Source organism: Streptomyces globosus, assembly GCF_003325375.1.
GTDB lineage: Bacteria > Actinomycetota > Actinomycetes > Streptomycetales > Streptomycetaceae > Streptomyces > Streptomyces globosus_A.
The window spans coordinates 1385447-1401297 of the sequence record NZ_CP030862.1 but is presented as its reverse complement, the minus strand read 5'-3'; the positions used below and the strand labels follow the sequence as shown (position 1 = coordinate 1401297).

General features: G+C 73.3%; 15 protein-coding genes and 1 pseudogene. 5 read left to right on the top strand and 11 right to left on the bottom strand.

The window, feature by feature from the left end; genetic code table 11:
- Positions 1-103: 103 nt before the first annotated feature.
- Positions 104-2314: an ATP-dependent DNA helicase RecG gene (gene recG, locus C0216_RS06620; RefSeq protein WP_114054352.1), complete on the bottom strand. Its 2211-nt coding sequence runs from the start codon at positions 2312-2314 to the stop codon at positions 104-106.
- Positions 2315-2330: 16 nt separating this feature from the next.
- Positions 2331-3971 (bottom strand): DAK2 domain-containing protein, encoded by a 1641-nt coding sequence (locus tag C0216_RS06615; protein ID WP_246042350.1) that lies wholly within the window; start codon positions 3969-3971, stop codon positions 2331-2333.
- A 239-nt stretch (positions 3972-4210) separates the two neighbouring features.
- Here C0216_RS06615 and rpmB point away from each other — a divergent pair, with 239 nt between their 5' ends.
- A complete protein-coding gene (rpmB, locus tag C0216_RS06610; protein ID WP_064070327.1) occupies positions 4211-4396 on the top strand; it encodes a 50S ribosomal protein L28 in 186 nt (61 codons plus the stop codon).
- 158 nt (positions 4397-4554) lie between these two features.
- On the opposite strand, the gene thiD is transcribed toward rpmB, so the two are convergent.
- Together thiD and C0216_RS06600 are read right to left on the bottom strand one after the other, a co-directional pair.
- Positions 4555-5358, bottom strand: a complete 804-nt coding sequence (thiD, locus tag C0216_RS06605; protein WP_114054350.1) for a bifunctional hydroxymethylpyrimidine kinase/phosphomethylpyrimidine kinase — start codon at positions 5356-5358, stop codon at positions 4555-4557.
- Positions 5355-6338, bottom strand: coding sequence for a thiamine-phosphate kinase (locus C0216_RS06600; RefSeq protein ID WP_114054349.1), 984 nt, complete (start codon positions 6336-6338; stop codon positions 5355-5357). The genes thiD and C0216_RS06600 overlap by 4 nt, the downstream gene beginning before the upstream one ends.
- Positions 6339-6644: 306 nt before the next feature.
- Between C0216_RS06600 and C0216_RS06595 the strand changes: the two genes are divergently transcribed.
- Positions 6645-6878 (top strand): Lrp/AsnC family transcriptional regulator, encoded by a 234-nt coding sequence (locus tag C0216_RS06595; RefSeq protein WP_114054348.1) that lies wholly within the window; start codon positions 6645-6647, stop codon positions 6876-6878.
- A gap of 23 nt (positions 6879-6901) precedes the next feature.
- Positions 6902-7387 carry a DUF3515 domain-containing protein gene (locus tag C0216_RS06590; RefSeq protein ID WP_114054347.1) on the top strand — a complete coding sequence of 162 codons (486 nt, stop codon included), beginning with the start codon at positions 6902-6904 and terminating at the stop codon, positions 7385-7387.
- A gap of 83 nt (positions 7388-7470) precedes the next feature.
- Here C0216_RS06590 and C0216_RS06585 read toward each other — a convergent pair whose 3' ends face one another.
- From C0216_RS06585 to C0216_RS06575, 3 genes are read right to left on the bottom strand one after another with little or no spacing between them, the layout of a single operon-like run.
- Complete coding sequence (locus tag C0216_RS06585) at positions 7471-8628, bottom strand: D-alanine--D-alanine ligase family protein (protein WP_114054346.1); 1158 nt, start codon at positions 8626-8628, stop codon at positions 7471-7473.
- 39 nt (positions 8629-8667) lie between these two features.
- Positions 8668-9678, bottom strand: a complete 1011-nt coding sequence (locus tag C0216_RS06580) for an NAD(P)H-dependent glycerol-3-phosphate dehydrogenase (protein ID WP_114054345.1) — start codon at positions 9676-9678, stop codon at positions 8668-8670.
- Positions 9675-10427, bottom strand: coding sequence for a lysophospholipid acyltransferase family protein (locus C0216_RS06575; protein WP_114054344.1), 753 nt, complete (start codon positions 10425-10427; stop codon positions 9675-9677). The genes C0216_RS06580 and C0216_RS06575 overlap by 4 nt, the downstream gene beginning before the upstream one ends.
- A 141-nt stretch (positions 10428-10568) precedes the next feature.
- Here C0216_RS06575 and cofC point away from each other — a divergent pair.
- A pseudogene (cofC, locus tag C0216_RS06570) lies at positions 10569-11273 on the top strand (2-phospho-L-lactate guanylyltransferase); the annotation flags it as partial.
- A 321-nt stretch (positions 11274-11594) separates the two neighbouring features.
- Here cofC and C0216_RS06565 read toward each other — a convergent pair.
- From C0216_RS06565 to leuC, 4 genes are all read right to left on the bottom strand, one after another.
- Complete coding sequence (locus C0216_RS06565; protein ID WP_114054342.1) at positions 11595-12278, bottom strand: HU family DNA-binding protein; 684 nt, start codon at positions 12276-12278, stop codon at positions 11595-11597.
- 144 nt (positions 12279-12422) lie between these two features.
- Positions 12423-12650 carry a hypothetical protein gene (locus C0216_RS06560; RefSeq protein ID WP_114054341.1) on the bottom strand — a complete coding sequence of 76 codons (228 nt, stop codon included), beginning with the start codon at positions 12648-12650 and terminating at the stop codon, positions 12423-12425.
- A gap of 137 nt (positions 12651-12787) precedes the next feature.
- Positions 12788-13381: a 3-isopropylmalate dehydratase small subunit gene (gene leuD, locus C0216_RS06555; protein ID WP_114054340.1), complete on the bottom strand. Its 594-nt coding sequence runs from the start codon at positions 13379-13381 to the stop codon at positions 12788-12790.
- 3 nt (positions 13382-13384) lie between these two features.
- Positions 13385-14809 (bottom strand): 3-isopropylmalate dehydratase large subunit, encoded by a 1425-nt coding sequence (leuC, locus tag C0216_RS06550; protein WP_114054339.1) that lies wholly within the window; start codon positions 14807-14809, stop codon positions 13385-13387.
- A gap of 185 nt (positions 14810-14994) precedes the next feature.
- Between leuC and ndgR the strand changes: the two genes are divergently transcribed.
- Positions 14995-15711: an IclR family transcriptional regulator NdgR gene (ndgR, locus tag C0216_RS06545; RefSeq protein WP_114054338.1), complete on the top strand. Its 717-nt coding sequence runs from the start codon at positions 14995-14997 to the stop codon at positions 15709-15711.
- Positions 15712-15851: the final 140 nt, after the last annotated feature.

Genomic DNA, 15851 nt, shown 5'->3' with positions numbered 1-15851 from the left:
ATGCCGCTGGCCCTGCGGCGGCTGCCGGGCACCGGCCGCCGCGGGGTCCACGATAGGTCCAGGGGGCCGGACGGTGCCGCCCGGCCCGCCCCCCGGCCGGTGCTCAGCCCTTCTCCAGGTACTGCTCGCGCTCCTCGTCCAGCAGGGCGTCGAGGGCCGTGCGCAGCGCGGGCAGGTGCTCCAGCTCGGGGTCGGCGGCCACGGTCCGGGCCGCCTCCTCGCGGGCCTGGGCGATGATCTCCTCGTCCTCGATGACGGCGAGCATGCGCAGGGACGAGCGGACACCGGACTGGGCCTGGCCGAGCACGTCGCCCTCGCGGCGCTGCTCCAGGTCGATCCGGGACAGCTCGAACCCGTCGAGGGTCGCGGCCACTGCGGCCAGCCGGGCACGGGCCGGGCTTGCCTCGGGCATCTCGCTGACCAGCAGGCACAGGCCCGGGGCCGATCCGCGGCCCACGCGGCCGCGCAGCTGGTGGAGCTGGGAGACGCCGAAGCGGTCCGCGTCCATGATGACCATGACGGTGGAGTTCGGGACGTTCACGCCGACCTCGATGACGGTGGTCGCGACCAGCACCTGGACCTCGCCGGCGGCGAAGCGCCGCATGGCGTCGTCCTTGTCGGCCGGGTCCATCCGGCCGTGCAGCACCTCCACCGCGAGCCCGGCCAGCGGCCCGGTGCGCAGCTTCTCCGCGGTCTCCAGGACGGCGAGCGGGGGCCGCTTCTCGGCCTCGTCCTCGGGGGACCCCGCCGCCTTGGCGGCCTTCTTGTCGTCCTCTTCGTCGCCGATGCGGGGGCACACCACGTACGCCTGGTGGCCCTTCTCCACCTCCTCGCGGACCCGCTCCCAGGCGCGGGTGAGGAAGTGCGGCTTGTCCTTCGCGGGCACCACGTGGGTGGCGATCGGGGAGCGCCCGGCGGGCAGCTGGTCGAGGACGGAGGTCTCCAGGTCGCCGAAGACCGTCATCGCGACGGTGCGCGGGATCGGCGTGGCGGTCATCACCAGCAGGTGCGGCGGCTGCCTGCCCTTGGAGCGCAGGGCATCGCGCTGCTCGACCCCGAAGCGGTGCTGCTCGTCCACGACGACCAGGCCGAGGTCGTGGAACTGCACCTTGTCCTCGATCAGCGCGTGGGTGCCGATGACGATGCCCGCCTCGCCGGTGACGAGGTCGAGCAGGGCCTGCCGGCGGGCGGGCGCGCCCATGGAGCCGGTGAGCAGGACGACCTTGGTGCCGAGGTCGGAGCCGCCCAGCATGCCGCCCTCGGCGAGTTCGCCCATCATCTCGGTGATCGAGCGGTGGTGCTGCTGCGCGAGGACCTCGGTGGGCGCGAGCATCGCGGCCTGTCCGCCGGCGTCCACCACGGCGAGCATCGCGCGCAGTGCCACCAGGGTCTTGCCCGAGCCGACTTCGCCCTGGAGGAGGCGGTGCATGGGGTGCTCGGTGGCCAGGTCGTCGAAGATCTCCCGGGAGACGGCCTGCTGGCCCTCGGTGAGGGTGAACGGCAGCCGGGCGTCGAAGGCGTCGAGCAGGCCGCCGGGCGCGGGGCGGCGCGGGACGGCGGGCAGCTGGGAGTCGGCGTGCCTGCGGCGGGCCAGAGCCACCTGGAGGACGAAGGCCTCGTCCCATTTGAGGCGGTCGCGGGCCTGCGCGACGTCGGCCTTGGTGCGCGGGCGGTGGACCTTGAGGAGCGCCTCGGGGAGGGTGAGCAGCCCGCGGCCCTCGCGCAGCGCGGGCGGCAGCGGGTCCGCGGCCTCCTGCGCGCTCGGCAGTACCGCGTCCACGGCCTTGGCGATCTTCCAGCTCTCCAGCTTGGCACAGGCCGGGTAGATCGGGATGAGCTGGTTGGCGAACGCGTCGACCGCCGAGGCCCCGGCGTCGGCGCCCAGCAGTTCGTAGGCGGGGTGCGAGAGCTGGAGGCGCTGGTTGAACCTGCCGACCTTGCCGGCGAACATCGCCCGGCTGCCCGGCAGCAGGTCCTTGTGCGGCTTGTGCACGCCGGAGCCGAAGAAGACCAGCTGGAGGCGGCCGTACCCGTCCGTGATGGTCACCTCCAGGCGTCTGCCCCGCCCTCCGTTGAAGGTGTGCACGCGGGCGTCGGCGACCTGCGCGACCACCGTCACGTGCTCGTCGAGCTGGTCGCCCAGGTCGGCGAGCGACGTCAGCTCGCCGCGCTCGGCGTACCGCCTCGGATAGTGGTGGAGCAGGTCGAGGGCCGTGTGCAGGCCGAGCTGTTCGGCCAGCACCTTGGCGGTGGCGGGGCCGAGCGTCTTCTTGAGGTCTTCGTCGAGCGCGGGCACCCGTTCATTGCACACCATCGCGCCGACACCGCGGCTATTCGACCCCGATCAGCAGCGGGGCGGAGTGCCGGCCTCCCTGGTAGGTGACGGTGTCGACCGCGAGGTGCCCGTGCTGGACGTACGCCTCCAGCCGCTCGGCGAGGGCGTCGGGGGCGTCCGGGCCGAGGACGAGGGTGACGAGTTCGCCGCCGGAGCCCAGCATGCGGGCGAGAACGGCCTCCGCGGTCTCGGCGAGTCCGGAGCCGATGACGGCGACGTCCCCGTCGATGAGGCCGAGCACGTCCCCGGCCTGGCAGATGCCGGCGGAGGTGAAGGACTGCCGTTCGGCGACGGCGAGTTCGGCGTAGCGGGTGGCTCCGGCCGCGGAGGTCATGGCGACCACGTCCTCGTCGAAGCTGCCCTCGGGGTCGTGGACGGCGAGCGCCGCAAGGCCCTGGACGGCGGACCGGGTGGGGATCACCGCGACGCGCACGCCGTCGGCGCGGGCCCGCTCGGCGGCGGCGTGCGCGGCGGCGCGCTGGTCGGGACCGCCGGGCAGCAGCACGACCTCGCGGGCGTGCGCGCGCCGGATGGCGGCGGCGAGCCCCTCGGCGTCGGGGGCGGCCCCGGGCGGGGCGAGGACGGTGGTCGCGCCGGCCTCCCCGCACAGGGCGGCCAGGCCCTCGCCGGGGACGACCGCGACGACGGCGCGCTGGGCGCGCTCGGCGGGGGTGCGGCGGCGGCGCTCGTCGCCGAAGTGGGTGATGCGGATCCGGTAGGGGCGTCCGGCCTCGACGCCGGCCTCGACGGCGGCTCCGGGGTCGTCGACGTGGACGTGGACGTTCCACAGGCCGTCGCCGCCGACCACGACGAGGGAGTCGCCGAGGCCGTCGAGCCGCTCGCGCAGCCGCGCCACGGCGGGTTCGCCGGCGTCCAGCAGGTACAGCACCTCGTACGCCGGCCCGCCGGGCTCCTCCGCGGCGCCGCACGGCGCGGGCTGCTGCACGGCGCCGCCGTCGGCCGGCCGGCCGACGGCCTCGGGCTCGGGCTCCTGCCCGGACAGTGCCTGCCACAGCGCGCCGAGGACGGCGACGAGCCCGCAGCCGCCGGCATCGACGACCCCCGCGCGGCCCAGCTCGGCCAGCTGCCGCGGGGTGTCCGCGAGGGCCGAGCGGGCCCCGTCGTAGGCGGCGCGGGCCACGTCCGCGGCGGTCCCGGCTGCGGCCCCGGCGGCCTCGGCGGCCCGCGCCGCGGCCGCGGCGACGGTGAGCATGGTGCCCTCCACCGGGTGCGCGACGGCCTGGTACGCCTCCTGCGCGGCCCGGGTCAGCGCGTGCGCCAGCAGGCGGCCGGGGCCGCGGTCGGCGGGGGTGTCGCCGAGGCCGTCGGCCACGCCGCGCAGCAGCTGGGCGAGGATGGTGCCGGAGTTGCCGCGGGCGCCTATGAGCGCGCCGTGGGCCCAGGCCTGGACGGCCGGTACGAGGCCGGCGGCGCCGGCGGCGCCCAGGGCGCGGTCGGCGGACTCGGCGGTGAGGTAGAGGTTGGTGCCGGTGTCGGCGTCCGCGACGGGGTAGACGTTGATCGCGTCGATGGCGTCGCGGGACCGGCCCAGTGCGGCCACGGCCAGCGAGCTCCAGGTGCGCACCGCTTCGGCGTCGAACTCGGCGAAGGGCTGCAGCTGCTGCTCGTGCGGCACCGGGCGTTCCTCCTTGTGCGGGCCAGGGTTCACCGCAGGGTAACGGGGCGGTGCCGGGACGTCCCGACCGCGGGGCGGGCCGGACGGCGGCCATGGTAGTTTTTTGGGACGGGAGCAGTCGTTGTATGCTGCTCCGGTTGCCCGACGACCGTCGGGCCTCCCCCGGCAAACCACTTCAGATCTCTGATCCGGTGCGCCGGATTTCACTGTAAGTGCATCTGAAGTCTTTGGAGTGACCTGTGGCTGCCAACTGCGACGTTTGCGGCAAGGGGCCGGGCTTCGGCAACAACATCTCGCACTCGCACCGCCGTACGTCCCGTCGCTGGAACCCGAACATCCAGCGCGTGCGTGCCGTGGTCAGTGGGACGCCGAAGCGCCTCAACGCCTGCACCTCGTGCATCAAGGCCGGCAAGGTCTCGCGCTGACGCTCCCACGTCGTAGCGCAGCCCTTCCCGGTTGCCAAGAAGGCCGGTCCACCTCGTGGACCGGCCTTTTGCCTTGCCCCGGAGCGGTCGGGGCCCCGCGGACGGGAGCCCGCCCCGCCGGCTGAGGAGGCGGCCCCGCGGCCGCGGGACGTGACGGATCAGCGGTGCCACTGCCAGGCGTGGCCGACGGGGCCGATGCCGCCGCCGAGCGCGAAGCCGGCGGCGATGGCGCCGGTCACGTACTCCTTGGCCTCCATGACGGCCTGCGGGACGTCCTGCCCCTTGGCGAGTCCGGCGGCGACGGCGCTGGCGAGGGTGCAGCCGGTGCCGTGCGTGTGCCGGTTGTCGTGCCGGGGCGCCCGCAGCCACAGCGCGGTCTCGCCGTCGGTGAGCAGGTCGGCGGCCTCGCCGCCGTGGGCGGCGAGGTGGCCGCCCTTGATCAGCGCCCACTCGGGGCCGAGCGCGAGGACCGCGTCGGCGGCCCGCCGCATGCCGTCCTCGTCCTCCACGACGACGCCGGTGAGCTGCGCCACCTCGTCCAGGTTGGGTGTGGCCACCGCGGCCCGCGGGAGCAGCTCGCGGCGTACGGCGTCCAGGGCCGACGCGGCGAGCAGCGGGTCGCCGTGCTTGGAGACGCCGACGGGGTCCACGACGGCCGGCGCGCCGGTGTCGGCGAGCAGCGCGGCCACCGTCTCGACGAGTACCGCGGAGGCGAGCATGCCGGTCTTCACGGCCTGGACCCCGATGTCGTCCGCGACGGCCCGGTACTGGGCGGTGACGGCCTCGGGGGGCAGCTCCCAGACGCCGCGGACGCCGAGGGAGTTCTGCGCGGTGACCGCGGTGACCACGCTCATCCCGTGCACGCCGAGGGCGAGCATGGTCTTGAGGTCGGCCTGGATGCCGGCGCCGCCGCCGGAGTCCGATCCGGCCACGGTCAGGCACAGCGGCGGCGCGTCGCTCATCTCGGGGTCTCCTCGGTGGACGGGTCGGAGCCGAAGTGGTCCCATCCGCCCGTGTGGGTCCAGGGCGCGCCGTCCACGGTCACCTGGGGCAGCGCGGACCGGTTCAGCACCTCGCCGATGACCTTCCAGCGGGCGGGCAGCTTCACGTCGGGCGGGAAGGTCGCCACGATGGCGTGATCCTCTCCCCCGGTGAGCACCCACTGCAAGGGGTCGACGCCGACGGCCTGGCCGATGTCGTGCATCTGCGTGGGGATGTCCACGGCCGCCGAGCGCAGGTCGATCCGCACGGCGCTGGCCTCCGCGATGTGCCCGAGGTCGGCGATCAGGCCGTCGCTGACGTCGGTCATGGCGGTGGCGCCGAGCCCGGCGGCCGCGGGGCCCGCGTGGTACGGCGGCTCGGGACGGCGGTGCGCCTCGACGAACGCCCGCGGGGAGCGGAAGCCGCGCGAGAGGACCGCGAAGCCGGCCGCGGACCAGCCGAGCCAGCCGGTGACGGCCACGACGTCGCCGGGCTGGGCGCCGGAGCGCAGCACGGGCTCGTGGTTGCGCAGGTCGCCGAGGGCGGTGATGGAGACGGTGATCGTCTCACCGCGGACGACGTCTCCGCCGACCACGGCGGCCCCGGCGACCTGGCACTCGTCGCGCAGGCCGTCCATCAGCTCGGTGGGCCAGGTGACCGGCAGTTCGGCCGGGACGACGAGGCCGAGCAGCAGCGCCGTGGGCACCGCGCCCATGGCGGCGATGTCGGCGAGGTTCTGCGCGGCCGCCTTGCGGCCGACGTCGTAGGCGGTGGACCAGTCCCGCCGGAAGTGCCGGCCCTCCAGCAGGATGTCCGTGCTCGCCACGACCCTGCGGTCGGGGGCGGACACCACGGCCGCGTCGTCGCCGGGTCCGAGCCGGACCGCGGGGGTGGTGGTGAGCCGTGAGGTGAGCTCCCGAATGAGCCCGAACTCCCCCAGCTCGCCCACAGTGCCCTTCATCGCTGTGCCCCTTCTTGCCCAGTCCGCTTGCGGTCGCGATCCGTCACAGCTCTGGGTACCGTCAACTGATACGTCAACTTCTGCTCTCCGTACGCCCCGCTGTGCGTGGCGCCGTCCACCCGGGTCTCCCCGCGGCGCGCGGCGACGCGGTACCGTGGCGTCTCTTCTTCCCCGGGCCCGCCCGCTGTCCATGGGCCCACCCTGAGGTTAGGGCCTGTCCGGCGGATCAGGGTCGCCGCGGCTCCGGCCGTGATCCGCCGGGCAGGCCCTGGGGGAATCGATCCTCGTGGCCGCCCTGGAGGTTCCGTGGTACAGGCGTACATCCTCATCCAGACCGAGGTGGGCAAGGCGTCGTTCGTCGCCGAGTCCATCGGCAAGATCCCGGGGGTGATCCAGGCGGAGGACGTGACCGGCCCGTACGACGTGATCGTCCGCGCCCAGGCCGACACCGTGGACGAGCTCGGCCGCATGGTCGTGGCCAAGGTCCAGCAGGTGGAGGGCATCACCCGCACCCTGACCTGCCCGGTGGTCCATCTGTAGCCCCCGTCTACTCTTGGCCGGTGATGTCCGTACACCGCCGGCCCTTCCGTGTGACCGCCCTGCCCGCCGTGGCCGCGGCGGCCGCCCTGGCGGGCTGCTCCCCCGGCGGCGGGGCCCGTGTGGACCCGCCGCCCGCTCCGCCCGCCGACGTCGCGGGCCACTGTGCGGCGCTGCACGAGAGGCTCCCGGAGACGGTGGCCGGCCTGGCGCGGACCCCGACCGAGCCGGAGTCCGAGCTGACCGCCGCGTGGGGCGGCTCGGCGATCGTACTGCGGTGCGGCGTCCCCAAGCCCGCGAAGATGCTCGATCCGAAGCAGGAGGGCATCCACGTGAACGGGGTGGCCTGGCTGCTGGAGAAGCGGGACGACGGGTCGTTCCGGTTCACCACCGGGATGCGGCTGGCGTACACGGAGGTCATGGTCGACGCCGAGCACGCCGCCGACGCGGGGATGCTGGTCGGGCTGTCCGCCGCGGTGGCGGCCGCCGTCCCCGAGGGGATCGCCTCCTGACCCGCGCCCCGCGCGCACACCGACCGCCCGCCGGGATCCCCGGCGGGCGGTCTGCGTCGTAGGGCCGCGGCCCGGGGCGCCGGCTAGCGCAGCCCCGTGGGCCGACGCAGCGCCGCCTGGATCAGGCGGTCCACCAGCTCCGGGTACGGGACGCCCGACTCCTGCCACATCCGCGGGTACATGGAGATCGGCGTGAAGCCCGGCATGGTGTTGATCTCGTTGATGACGAACGTGCCGTCCTCGGTGAGGAAGAAGTCGGCGCGCACCAGGCCCTCGCAGGACGCGGCCTCGAAGGCCTCGACCGCGAGCCGCTGCACCTCGGCGGTCTGCTCCGGGGTGAGCGGGGCCGGCACGATGCCCGCCGCCGAGTCGATGTACTTGGCCTCGAAGTCGTAGAAGTCGTGGCTGGAGACCGGCGGGATCTCGGCGGGCGCGCTCGCGCGGGGGCCGTCCTCGAACTCCAGGACGCCGCACTCGATCTCGCGGCCGCGCAGCAGCGCCTCGACGATGACCTTCGGGTCGTGGCGCTGCGCCTCGCGGATCGCCGCGTCGAGGCCGGAGACGTCGTCGACCTTGGTGATGCCGATGGAGGAGCCGGCCCGGGCGGGCTTCACGAACAGCGGCCAGCCGTGCTCGGCGGCGAAGTCCAGGATGCGGCCCTTCGCCGCGTCCGGGTCGGCCTGCCACTCGCGGGGGCGGACGGTCAGGTACGGGCCGACGGCCAGGCCGAAGGAGGTGAAGACCCGCTTCATGTACTCCTTGTCCTGGCCGACGGCGGAGGCGAGGACGCCGGAGCCGACGTAGGGGACGCCGGAGAGCTCCAGCAGGCCCTGCAGGGTGCCGTCCTCGCCGTACGGGCCGTGCAGCATCGGGAAGACGACGTCGACCTCGCCCAGGGCCTTGGGGACGGCGCCCGGCTCCGTGTAGACGACCTCGCGGCTGGCCGGGTCGACGGAGAGCACGACGCCGCCCTCGTCCGATTCGGCGAGTTCGGCGACGCTCGGCAGCCGGCGGTCGGCGATGGCCATCCGCTCGGGCTCGTCGGCGGTCAGCGCCCACCGCCCGTCCGAGGTGATGCCGATGGGCAGCACCTCGTACTTGGAGCGGTCGATGGCGCGCAGCACGGCACCCGCGGTGACGACCGAGATGGCGTGTTCCGAGCTGCGGCCGCCGAACACGACCGCCACGCGGGGCTTGCGGCCCTGCTGCTCAGGGGACTGGGGGAGGTTCTCGCTGCTCATATCGCCACGAGGGTACCCGCTCGGGCGTCCGGAAAGGAGTCAGCGCCGTTCCGGTTTGGCGCTGCGCGCCATCAGCTCCTTCAGCGCGACGAGCGGCGGCTTGCCGTGGTGGACGATCTCGACGACCGTCTCGGTGATCGGCATGTCGACGCCGTGGCGGCGGGCCAGATCGGCCACCGACTCGCAGGACTTGACGCCCTCGGCGGTCTGCTTGGTGACCGCGATGGTCTCCTCCAGGGTCATGCCCCGGCCGAGGTTGGTGCCGAAGGTGTGGTTCCGGGAGAGCGGCGAGGAGCAGGTGGCGACCAGGTCGCCGAGGCCGGCGAGGCCGGAGAAGGTGAGCGGGTCGGCGCCCATGGCGAGGCCGAGGCGGGTCGCCTCCGCGAGGCCGCGGGTGATCAGGGAGCCCTTGGTGTTGTCGCCGAGGCCCATGCCGTCGGCGATGCCGACGGCCAGGCCGATGACGTTCTTCACCGCTCCGCCGAGCTCGCAGCCGATGACGTCGGTGCTGGTGTAGGGGCGGAAGTAGGGGGTGTGGCAGGCCGCCTGGAGGCGCTGGGCGACGGCCTCGTCGGAGCAGGCGACGACGGCGGCGGCGGGCTGCCGGGCGACGATCTCGCGGGCCAGGTTGGGGCCGGTGACGACGGCGACGCGGGCCGGCGGGACCTTGGCGACCTCCTCGATGACCTCGCTCATCCGCTTGGCGGTGCCCAGTTCGATGCCCTTCATCAGGGAGACGAGGACGGCGTCGGGCGGGAGCAGCGGGGCCCACTCGGCGAGGTTGCCGCGCAGGGTCTGCGAGGGGATGGCGAGGACGGCGAAGTCGGCGCCGCGCGCGGCCTCGGCCGCGTCGGTGGTGGCGCGGATGCCCGCGGGGAGCTCGACGCCGGGGAAGTAGTCCGGGTTGGTCCGGGTGGTGTTGACGGCGTCGGCGAGCTCCTGGCGGCGGCCCCACAGGACCACCTCGCAGCCGGCGTCGGCGAGCACCATGGCGAAGGCGGTTCCCCAGGAGCCGGTGCCGAAGACGGCGGCCTTCACGGGAGCGGTCACTTGTGGTCCTGTTCCGCGGCCTTGCGCCGCTGTTCCGCCCTGGCCTTGCGGTGGTCGTAGGGCTGGTCGGGCGCCTTCTCTCCGCGCAGTTCCTCCAGCTGCCGGGTGATGGCGGCCATGATGGCCTCGGTGGCCTCCTTGAGGACCTCCGGCGTGGGCTCCCGGTCGTAGTACGCGGAGAGGTCCACGGGCGGCCCGGCGAGGACCTGGAGGGTCTTGCGGGGGAAGAGGCGGACCTTGTTCTCCTTGGCGTACGGCGGCATGACCAGGTTGGCGCCCCACTGGGCCACCGGGATGACGGGCGCCCTGGTCATGAGGGCGACGCGGGCGGCGCCGGTCTTGCCGGCCATCGGCCACATGTCGGGGTCGCGGGTGAGGGTGCCCTCGGGGTAGAAGGCGACGCACTCGCCGCGCTCGATCGCCTCGACGGCGGCCCGGAAGGCGTCCAGGGCGTTGGTGGTCTCCCGGTAGACCGGGATCTGGCCGGAGCCGCGCAGGATGGCGCCGACGAAGGGGACCCTGAAGAGGGCGGCCTTGGCGAGGAGGCGGGGCACGCGGCCGCTGTTGTACTGGAAGTGCGCGTAGGACAGCGGGTCCAGGTACGAGTTGTGGTTGACGGCGGTGATGAACCCGCCGTCCGCCGGAATGTGTTCCATTCCCCGCCAGTCCCGCTTGAAGAACACGACCAGCGGCGGTTTTGCGATGACCGCGGCCAGGCGGTACCAGAAGCCGATTCTGCGGCGGGACACTCGGACACCTTCCTCTACGACCGGTGCGCGGCTGGGGCACCTCTGCGGGCCGGACAAGTGTGGCGCCCGGCCCGGTCTCTGTCGAGAACACCGTACGCCCCGCTCAGGCGGGCCGGGCCCCGGGCCGGGGCTCGGGCGACAATGGGCCCCTGCCCTGCGGGCGGACCGCGCCCGGCCGCGGTGCGCGCCCGCGCCGCCGCCCTCGGAGGGAAGGAGTCCGCCACGGACGCCGTCTGGAGCCTGGTGATCCCGCTCAAGCCCCTCGCGGTGGCCAAGAGCCGCCTCGCGGCTGCCGTGGGCGCTGCCCGGCCGGGGCTGGCGCTGGCGTTCGCGCAGGACACGGTGGCCGGGGCGCTGGCCTGCCCGGCTGTGCGTGACGTGGTGGTGGTGACGGACGACGCGAGGGCCGGCGGGGAACTGGCCCGGCTCGGGGCGCGCATCGTGGCGGACGTGCCGGGCGGGGGCCTCAATGCGGCGCTGGCGCACGGCGCGCGCCGGATCCGGGCGGGTCGGCCGCGGGCGGCGGTGGCCGCGATGAACGCGGACCTGCCCGCGCTGCGCCCGGGGGAATTGCTACGCGTGCTCGAAACCGCATCCGTATTTCCCCGGGCATTTCTCGCGGATGCCGCGGGATTCGGTACGACGCTGCTTTCGGCGGGTCCGGAGTCGGAATTGGCACCCGCGTTCGGCGGCCCGTCGCGGGCGCGGCATTCCGCGTCGGGGGCGGTGGAAATCCCGCTGTCCGGGGTGGACAGCGTCCGGCGGGACGTGGACACCGGGGCGGACCTGCGGGCGGCGCTCACGCTGGGGGTGGGGCTGCACACGGCCGGATACAGTGCCCGTATGCAGGCGACCGCGTACACGTACGATCCCACGACCCGCAGCGGCAGTGTGCTGCTGGACGACGGCACGCCGGTGCCGTTCGACGCCCCCGCCTTCGACGCGGGCGGCCTGCGGCTGCTGCGGCCGGGGCAGCGGGTGCGGATCGAGACCGAGGGGCGCGGGGCGTCGCTGAGGATCACCCTGGTCACCCTGCAGACCTTCTAGGCGGGCCGTCCGGGCAGGCGGGCACCGGCGCTCGCCGCACCTGCTCCGGCCTGCGCGGACGCACCGCGGGCCGGCTCCCCGAGGGGGAGCCGGCCCGGCGTGTGTGCGACGTGCCCGGGGCTACTTCTTGCGGGTGGCCGTCTTCTTCGCGGTGGCGGTCTTGCGCGCCGTCGCCTTCTTGGCGGGCGCCTTCTTCGCGACGGTCTTCTTCGCCGGCGCGGTCTTCTTCGCGGTGGTCTTCTTCGCGGCGGCGGTCGTCTTCGACGCGGCGGTCTTCGCGGTGGTGGTCTTCTTTGCGGCCGGCGCGGCCTTCTTGGCCGTGGCCGCGGTCTTCTTCGCGGTGGTCTTCTTCGCCGCCGCGGTCTTCGCGGCGGTGGCCGCCTTCTTGGCCGGGGCGGCCTTCTTCGCGGTGGTCTTCTTCGCCGCGGCCTTCTTGACCGTGGAGCGGCTGCCGCCGGCGGCGGCCGCTGCCATCAGGCTGCCCTTGGGGGCCTTCTTCACGGCCACCTCGTCGCCCTTGGGGAGCTTCTTGGTGCCGCTGACCAGGTCCTTGAAGCCCTGGCCCGCGCGGAAGCGGGGAACCGAGGTCTTCTTGACCCGGACGCGCTCACCCGTCTGCGGGTTCCGGGCGTAGCGGGCCGGCCGGTCGACCTTCTCGAACGAGCCGAAGCCGGTGACCGAGACCCGGTCGCCCGCCACGACCGCGCGGACCATGGCGTCCAGTACCGCGTCGACGGCGTCGGCGGCCTGCTGGCGGCCGCCCAGCTTGTCGGCAATCGCTTCTACGAGCTGCGCCTTGTTCACGTCTTCCCCTTCGGAGACCTCGCCAGAACGAATGTGTTCAAGCTTATTTCGCACGTTAGGCGGATATATACCGCAAATCAAACACGAAACGGGCTAATCACCCTAGTGCCGCAACGGGAGTGCCCGTTGCGGAGTTCCTTCGCATCAGTCGCCTTCAGGGAATCGACCCTCGTCGAGGTCCTTCATCAACCTGTCCAGGCGCCTTGCCGCATCGGCGAGATCGTGCTTCGCCGCGGCCGTGACGACCAGCAGCTTCCGGGACAGCGCCATCCTTACGCCCTCCGGGACTTGCAGCGTGCGCACCCGTGTGTGTGCTTCTTTCAACCGGTCCGCGACGAGTCGGTAGAGCTCCAGTTGACTGTCGCGTTCCATGCACAGATTGTGCCATCTGGGGCGAGTTGTCGCCTCACGGGGCCTCAACACACAGCTGTGCCCCCCGCCCTGGGGCGGGGGGCACAGAGTTCTCGCCGTGATCACCCGGGGGTGAATAAGCGCTGCTCAGACTGTAATCAGGCGCGAATCGTACGCGGCTTGAAGGCGGGCCTGGCGCTTTCGTAAGCGGCGATGTCCGCTTCGTTCTGAAGGGTGAGGGAGATGTCGTCCAGGCCCTCCAGCAGACGCCACCGGGCGTTGTCGTCGAGCTCGAACTCGGCCTCGATTCCCGCCGCGCGGACCTGCCGGGCGACGAGGTCGACGGTCACCTCGGCGGCCGGGTCGGCCTCGGTCAGCTCCCACAGCCGGTCGACGGTCTCCTGCGGCAGGACCACCGTCAGCAGTCCGTTCTTCAGGGAGTTGCCCCGGAAGATGTCGGCGAAGCGGGAGGAGATCACCGCCTTGAACCCGAAGTTCTGCAGCGCCCAGACGGCGTGCTCGCGGGAGGAGCCGGTACCGAAGTCGGGTCCGGCGACGAGCACGGTGGCGCCGGCGCGCTCGGGGCGGTTGGTGACGAAGTCGGGGTCCTTGCGCCAGGCCTCGAAGAGCCCGTCCTCGAACCCGTCGCGGGTGATCTTCTTGAGCCAGTGGGCGGGGATGATCTGGTCGGTGTCGACGTTGCTGCGGCGCAGCGGCACGGCCCGGCCGGTGTGGGTGGTGAAGGCTTCCATGGTTCAGACTCCGGCGGTGGCGTGGACGTCGGACAGGTCGGCGGGCGAGGCCAGGTGGCCCAGGACCGCGGTGGCGGCGGCGACCTGCGGGGAGACCAGGTGGGTGCGGCCGCCCTTGCCCTGCCGGCCCTCGAAGTTGCGGTTCGAGGTGGAGGCGGAGCGCTCGCCGGGCGCCAGTTGGTCGGGGTTCATGCCCAGGCACATGGAGCAGCCGGCGTGCCGCCATTCGGCGCCCGCGTCCTTGAAGACCTTGTCCAGGCCCTCCTCGACCGCCTGCAGGGCGACGCGGACGGAGCCGGGGACGACCAGCATCCGTACGCCGTCGGCGACTTTGCGGCCCTTGATGACGTCGGCGACGGCGCGGAGGTCCTCGATCCGGCCGTTGGTGCAGGAGCCTACGAAGACGGTGTCGACACGGATGTCGCGCAGCGGCTGCCCGGCGGTCAACCCCATGTACTCCAGGGCCTTTTCGGCCGCGAGGCGCTCCGAGGCGTCCTCGTACGAAGCCGGGTCGGGGACGTTCGCCGACAGCGGCGCGCCCTGTCCCGGGTTGGTGCCCCAGGTGACGAACGGGGACAGCGAGGAGCCGTCGATGACGACCTCCGCGTCGAAGACGGCGTCGTCGTCGGTGCGCAGGGTCTTCCAGTAGGCGACCGCGGCGTCCCAGTCCTCGCCGGTGGGGGCGTGGTCGCGGCCCTTCAGGTAGTCGAAGGTCGTCTGGTCGGGGGCGATCATGCCGGCGCGGGCGCCGGCCTCGATCGACATGTTGCAGACGGTCATGCGGGCTTCCATCGACAGCTTCTCGACGGCCTCGCCGCGGTACTCGATGACGTAGCCCTGGCCGCCGCCGGTGCCGATCCTGGCGATGATCGCCAGGATCAGGTCCTTGGCGGTGACGCCCTCGGCCAGCTCGCCGGTGACGGTGATCGCCATGGTCTTGGGGCGGGCCAGGGGCAGCGTCTGGGTGGCCAGGACGTGCTCGACCTGGCTGGTGCCGATGCCGAAGGCGAGGGCGCCGAAGGCGCCGTGCGTCGAGGTGTGGGAGTCGCCGCAGACGACGGTGGTGCCCGGCTGGGTCAGGCCCAGCTGCGGTCCCACGACGTGGACGACGCCCTGCTCGACGTCGCCCAGCGGGTGCAGGCGCACCCCGAACTCGGCGCAGTTCCTGCGCAGCGTCTCCAGCTGGGCCCGGGAGACCGGGTCCGCGATCGGCTTGTCGATGTCGAGGGTGGGGGTGTTGTGGTCCTCGGTCGCGATGGTGAGGTCGAGACGGCGGACCTTGCGGCCGGCCTGCCGCAGGCCTTCGAACGCCTGGGGGCTGGTCACCTCGTGCAGCAGGTGCAGATCGATGAAGAGGAGGTCGGGCTCGCCCTCGGCGCGCCGGACGACGTGGTCGTCCCAGACCTTCTCCGCGAGTGTCCTACCCATCGCTTTCCCTCCGGCCGGCCGGTGCGGCCGGCGCTTCATAGAGATGTGGTGCGCCTGATCGCCGGTACCCCACGTGCCGGACGACGGCCTCGGACCCAGTGGTTCGTGGACCCGCACATACAGACTCGCTGGTTCTTGGAAAATTTGAACTTGCGTTTCACAGTGTGAGACGTGAATATCGTTTCATGGACAACTCTAGCGGCGTCGGCGTTCTCGACAAGGCAGCTCTGGTTTTGAGCGCACTGGAGTCCGGTCCGGCCACCCTCGCCGGGCTGGTCGCGGCGACAGGGCTTGCACGACCCACGGCACATCGCCTGGCCGTGGCACTGGAACACCACCGGATGGTGGCGAGGGACATGCAGGGCCGGTTCATCCTCGGACCGCGGCTGGCGGAGCTCGCCGCCGCGGCCGGCGAGGACCGGCTGCTGGCCACGGCGGGACCGGTACTGACCCACCTGCGCGACGTGACGGGCGAGAGCGCGCAGCTCTACCGCCGGCAGGGCGACATGCGCATCTGCGTGGCGGCCGCGGAGCGGCTGTCGGGCCTGCGGGACACCGTCCCGGTCGGCTCCACGCTGCCGATGAAGGCGGGCTCCGCCGCGCAGATCCTGATGGCCTGGGAGGAGCCGGAGCGGCTGCACCGCGGCCTGCAGGGCGCCCGCTTCACGGCGACGGCGCTGTCGGGTGTGCGGCGCCGCGGCTGGGCGCAGTCGATCGGCGAGCGGGAGCCGGGTGTGGCGTCCGTCTCGGCGCCGGTGCGCGGGCCGTCGAACCGGGTGGTGGCGGCCGTGTCGGTCTCCGGGCCGATCGAGCGCCTGACGCGCCACCCGGGCCGGATGCACGCGCAGGCCGTCATCGACGCCGCGGCGCGCCTCACCGAGGCCCTGCGCCGCGCGGGCTGACCGGCCCGCCGCCCTTCCCCACTCCCCCGGGCCCGGGGGCGCGTACGACGCCGCATACGTCCGAACACGCGCCTCCGGGCCCGTACTTCTGCGCGGGCCCGGAAGCTGCGGGAAACACGGAAGAGGCCCTCCGCGGTGAA

What these genes read in the sequence shown, in the direction of transcription:
- recG (WP_114054352.1), bottom strand. Translation starts at nt 2,314, where the DNA reads ATGGTGTGCAATGAACGGGTGCCCGCGCTCGACGAAGACCTCAAGAAG.
- thiD (WP_114054350.1), bottom strand. Translation starts at nt 5,358, where the DNA reads ATGAGCGACGCGCCGCCGCTGTGCCTGACCGTGGCCGGATCGGACTCC.
- C0216_RS06600 (WP_114054349.1), bottom strand. Translation starts at nt 6,338, where the DNA reads ATGAAGGGCACTGTGGGCGAGCTGGGGGAGTTCGGGCTCATTCGGGAG.
- C0216_RS06590 (WP_114054347.1), top strand. Translation starts at nt 6,902, where the DNA reads ATGTCCGTACACCGCCGGCCCTTCCGTGTGACCGCCCTGCCCGCCGTG.
- C0216_RS06585 (WP_114054346.1), bottom strand. Translation starts at nt 8,628, where the DNA reads ATGAGCAGCGAGAACCTCCCCCAGTCCCCTGAGCAGCAGGGCCGCAAG.
- C0216_RS06560 (WP_114054341.1), bottom strand. Translation starts at nt 12,650, where the DNA reads ATGGAACGCGACAGTCAACTGGAGCTCTACCGACTCGTCGCGGACCGG.
- leuD (WP_114054340.1), bottom strand. Translation starts at nt 13,381, where the DNA reads ATGGAAGCCTTCACCACCCACACCGGCCGGGCCGTGCCGCTGCGCCGC.
- leuC (WP_114054339.1), bottom strand. Translation starts at nt 14,809, where the DNA reads ATGGGTAGGACACTCGCGGAGAAGGTCTGGGACGACCACGTCGTCCGG.
- ndgR (WP_114054338.1), top strand. Translation starts at nt 14,995, where the DNA reads ATGGACAACTCTAGCGGCGTCGGCGTTCTCGACAAGGCAGCTCTGGTT.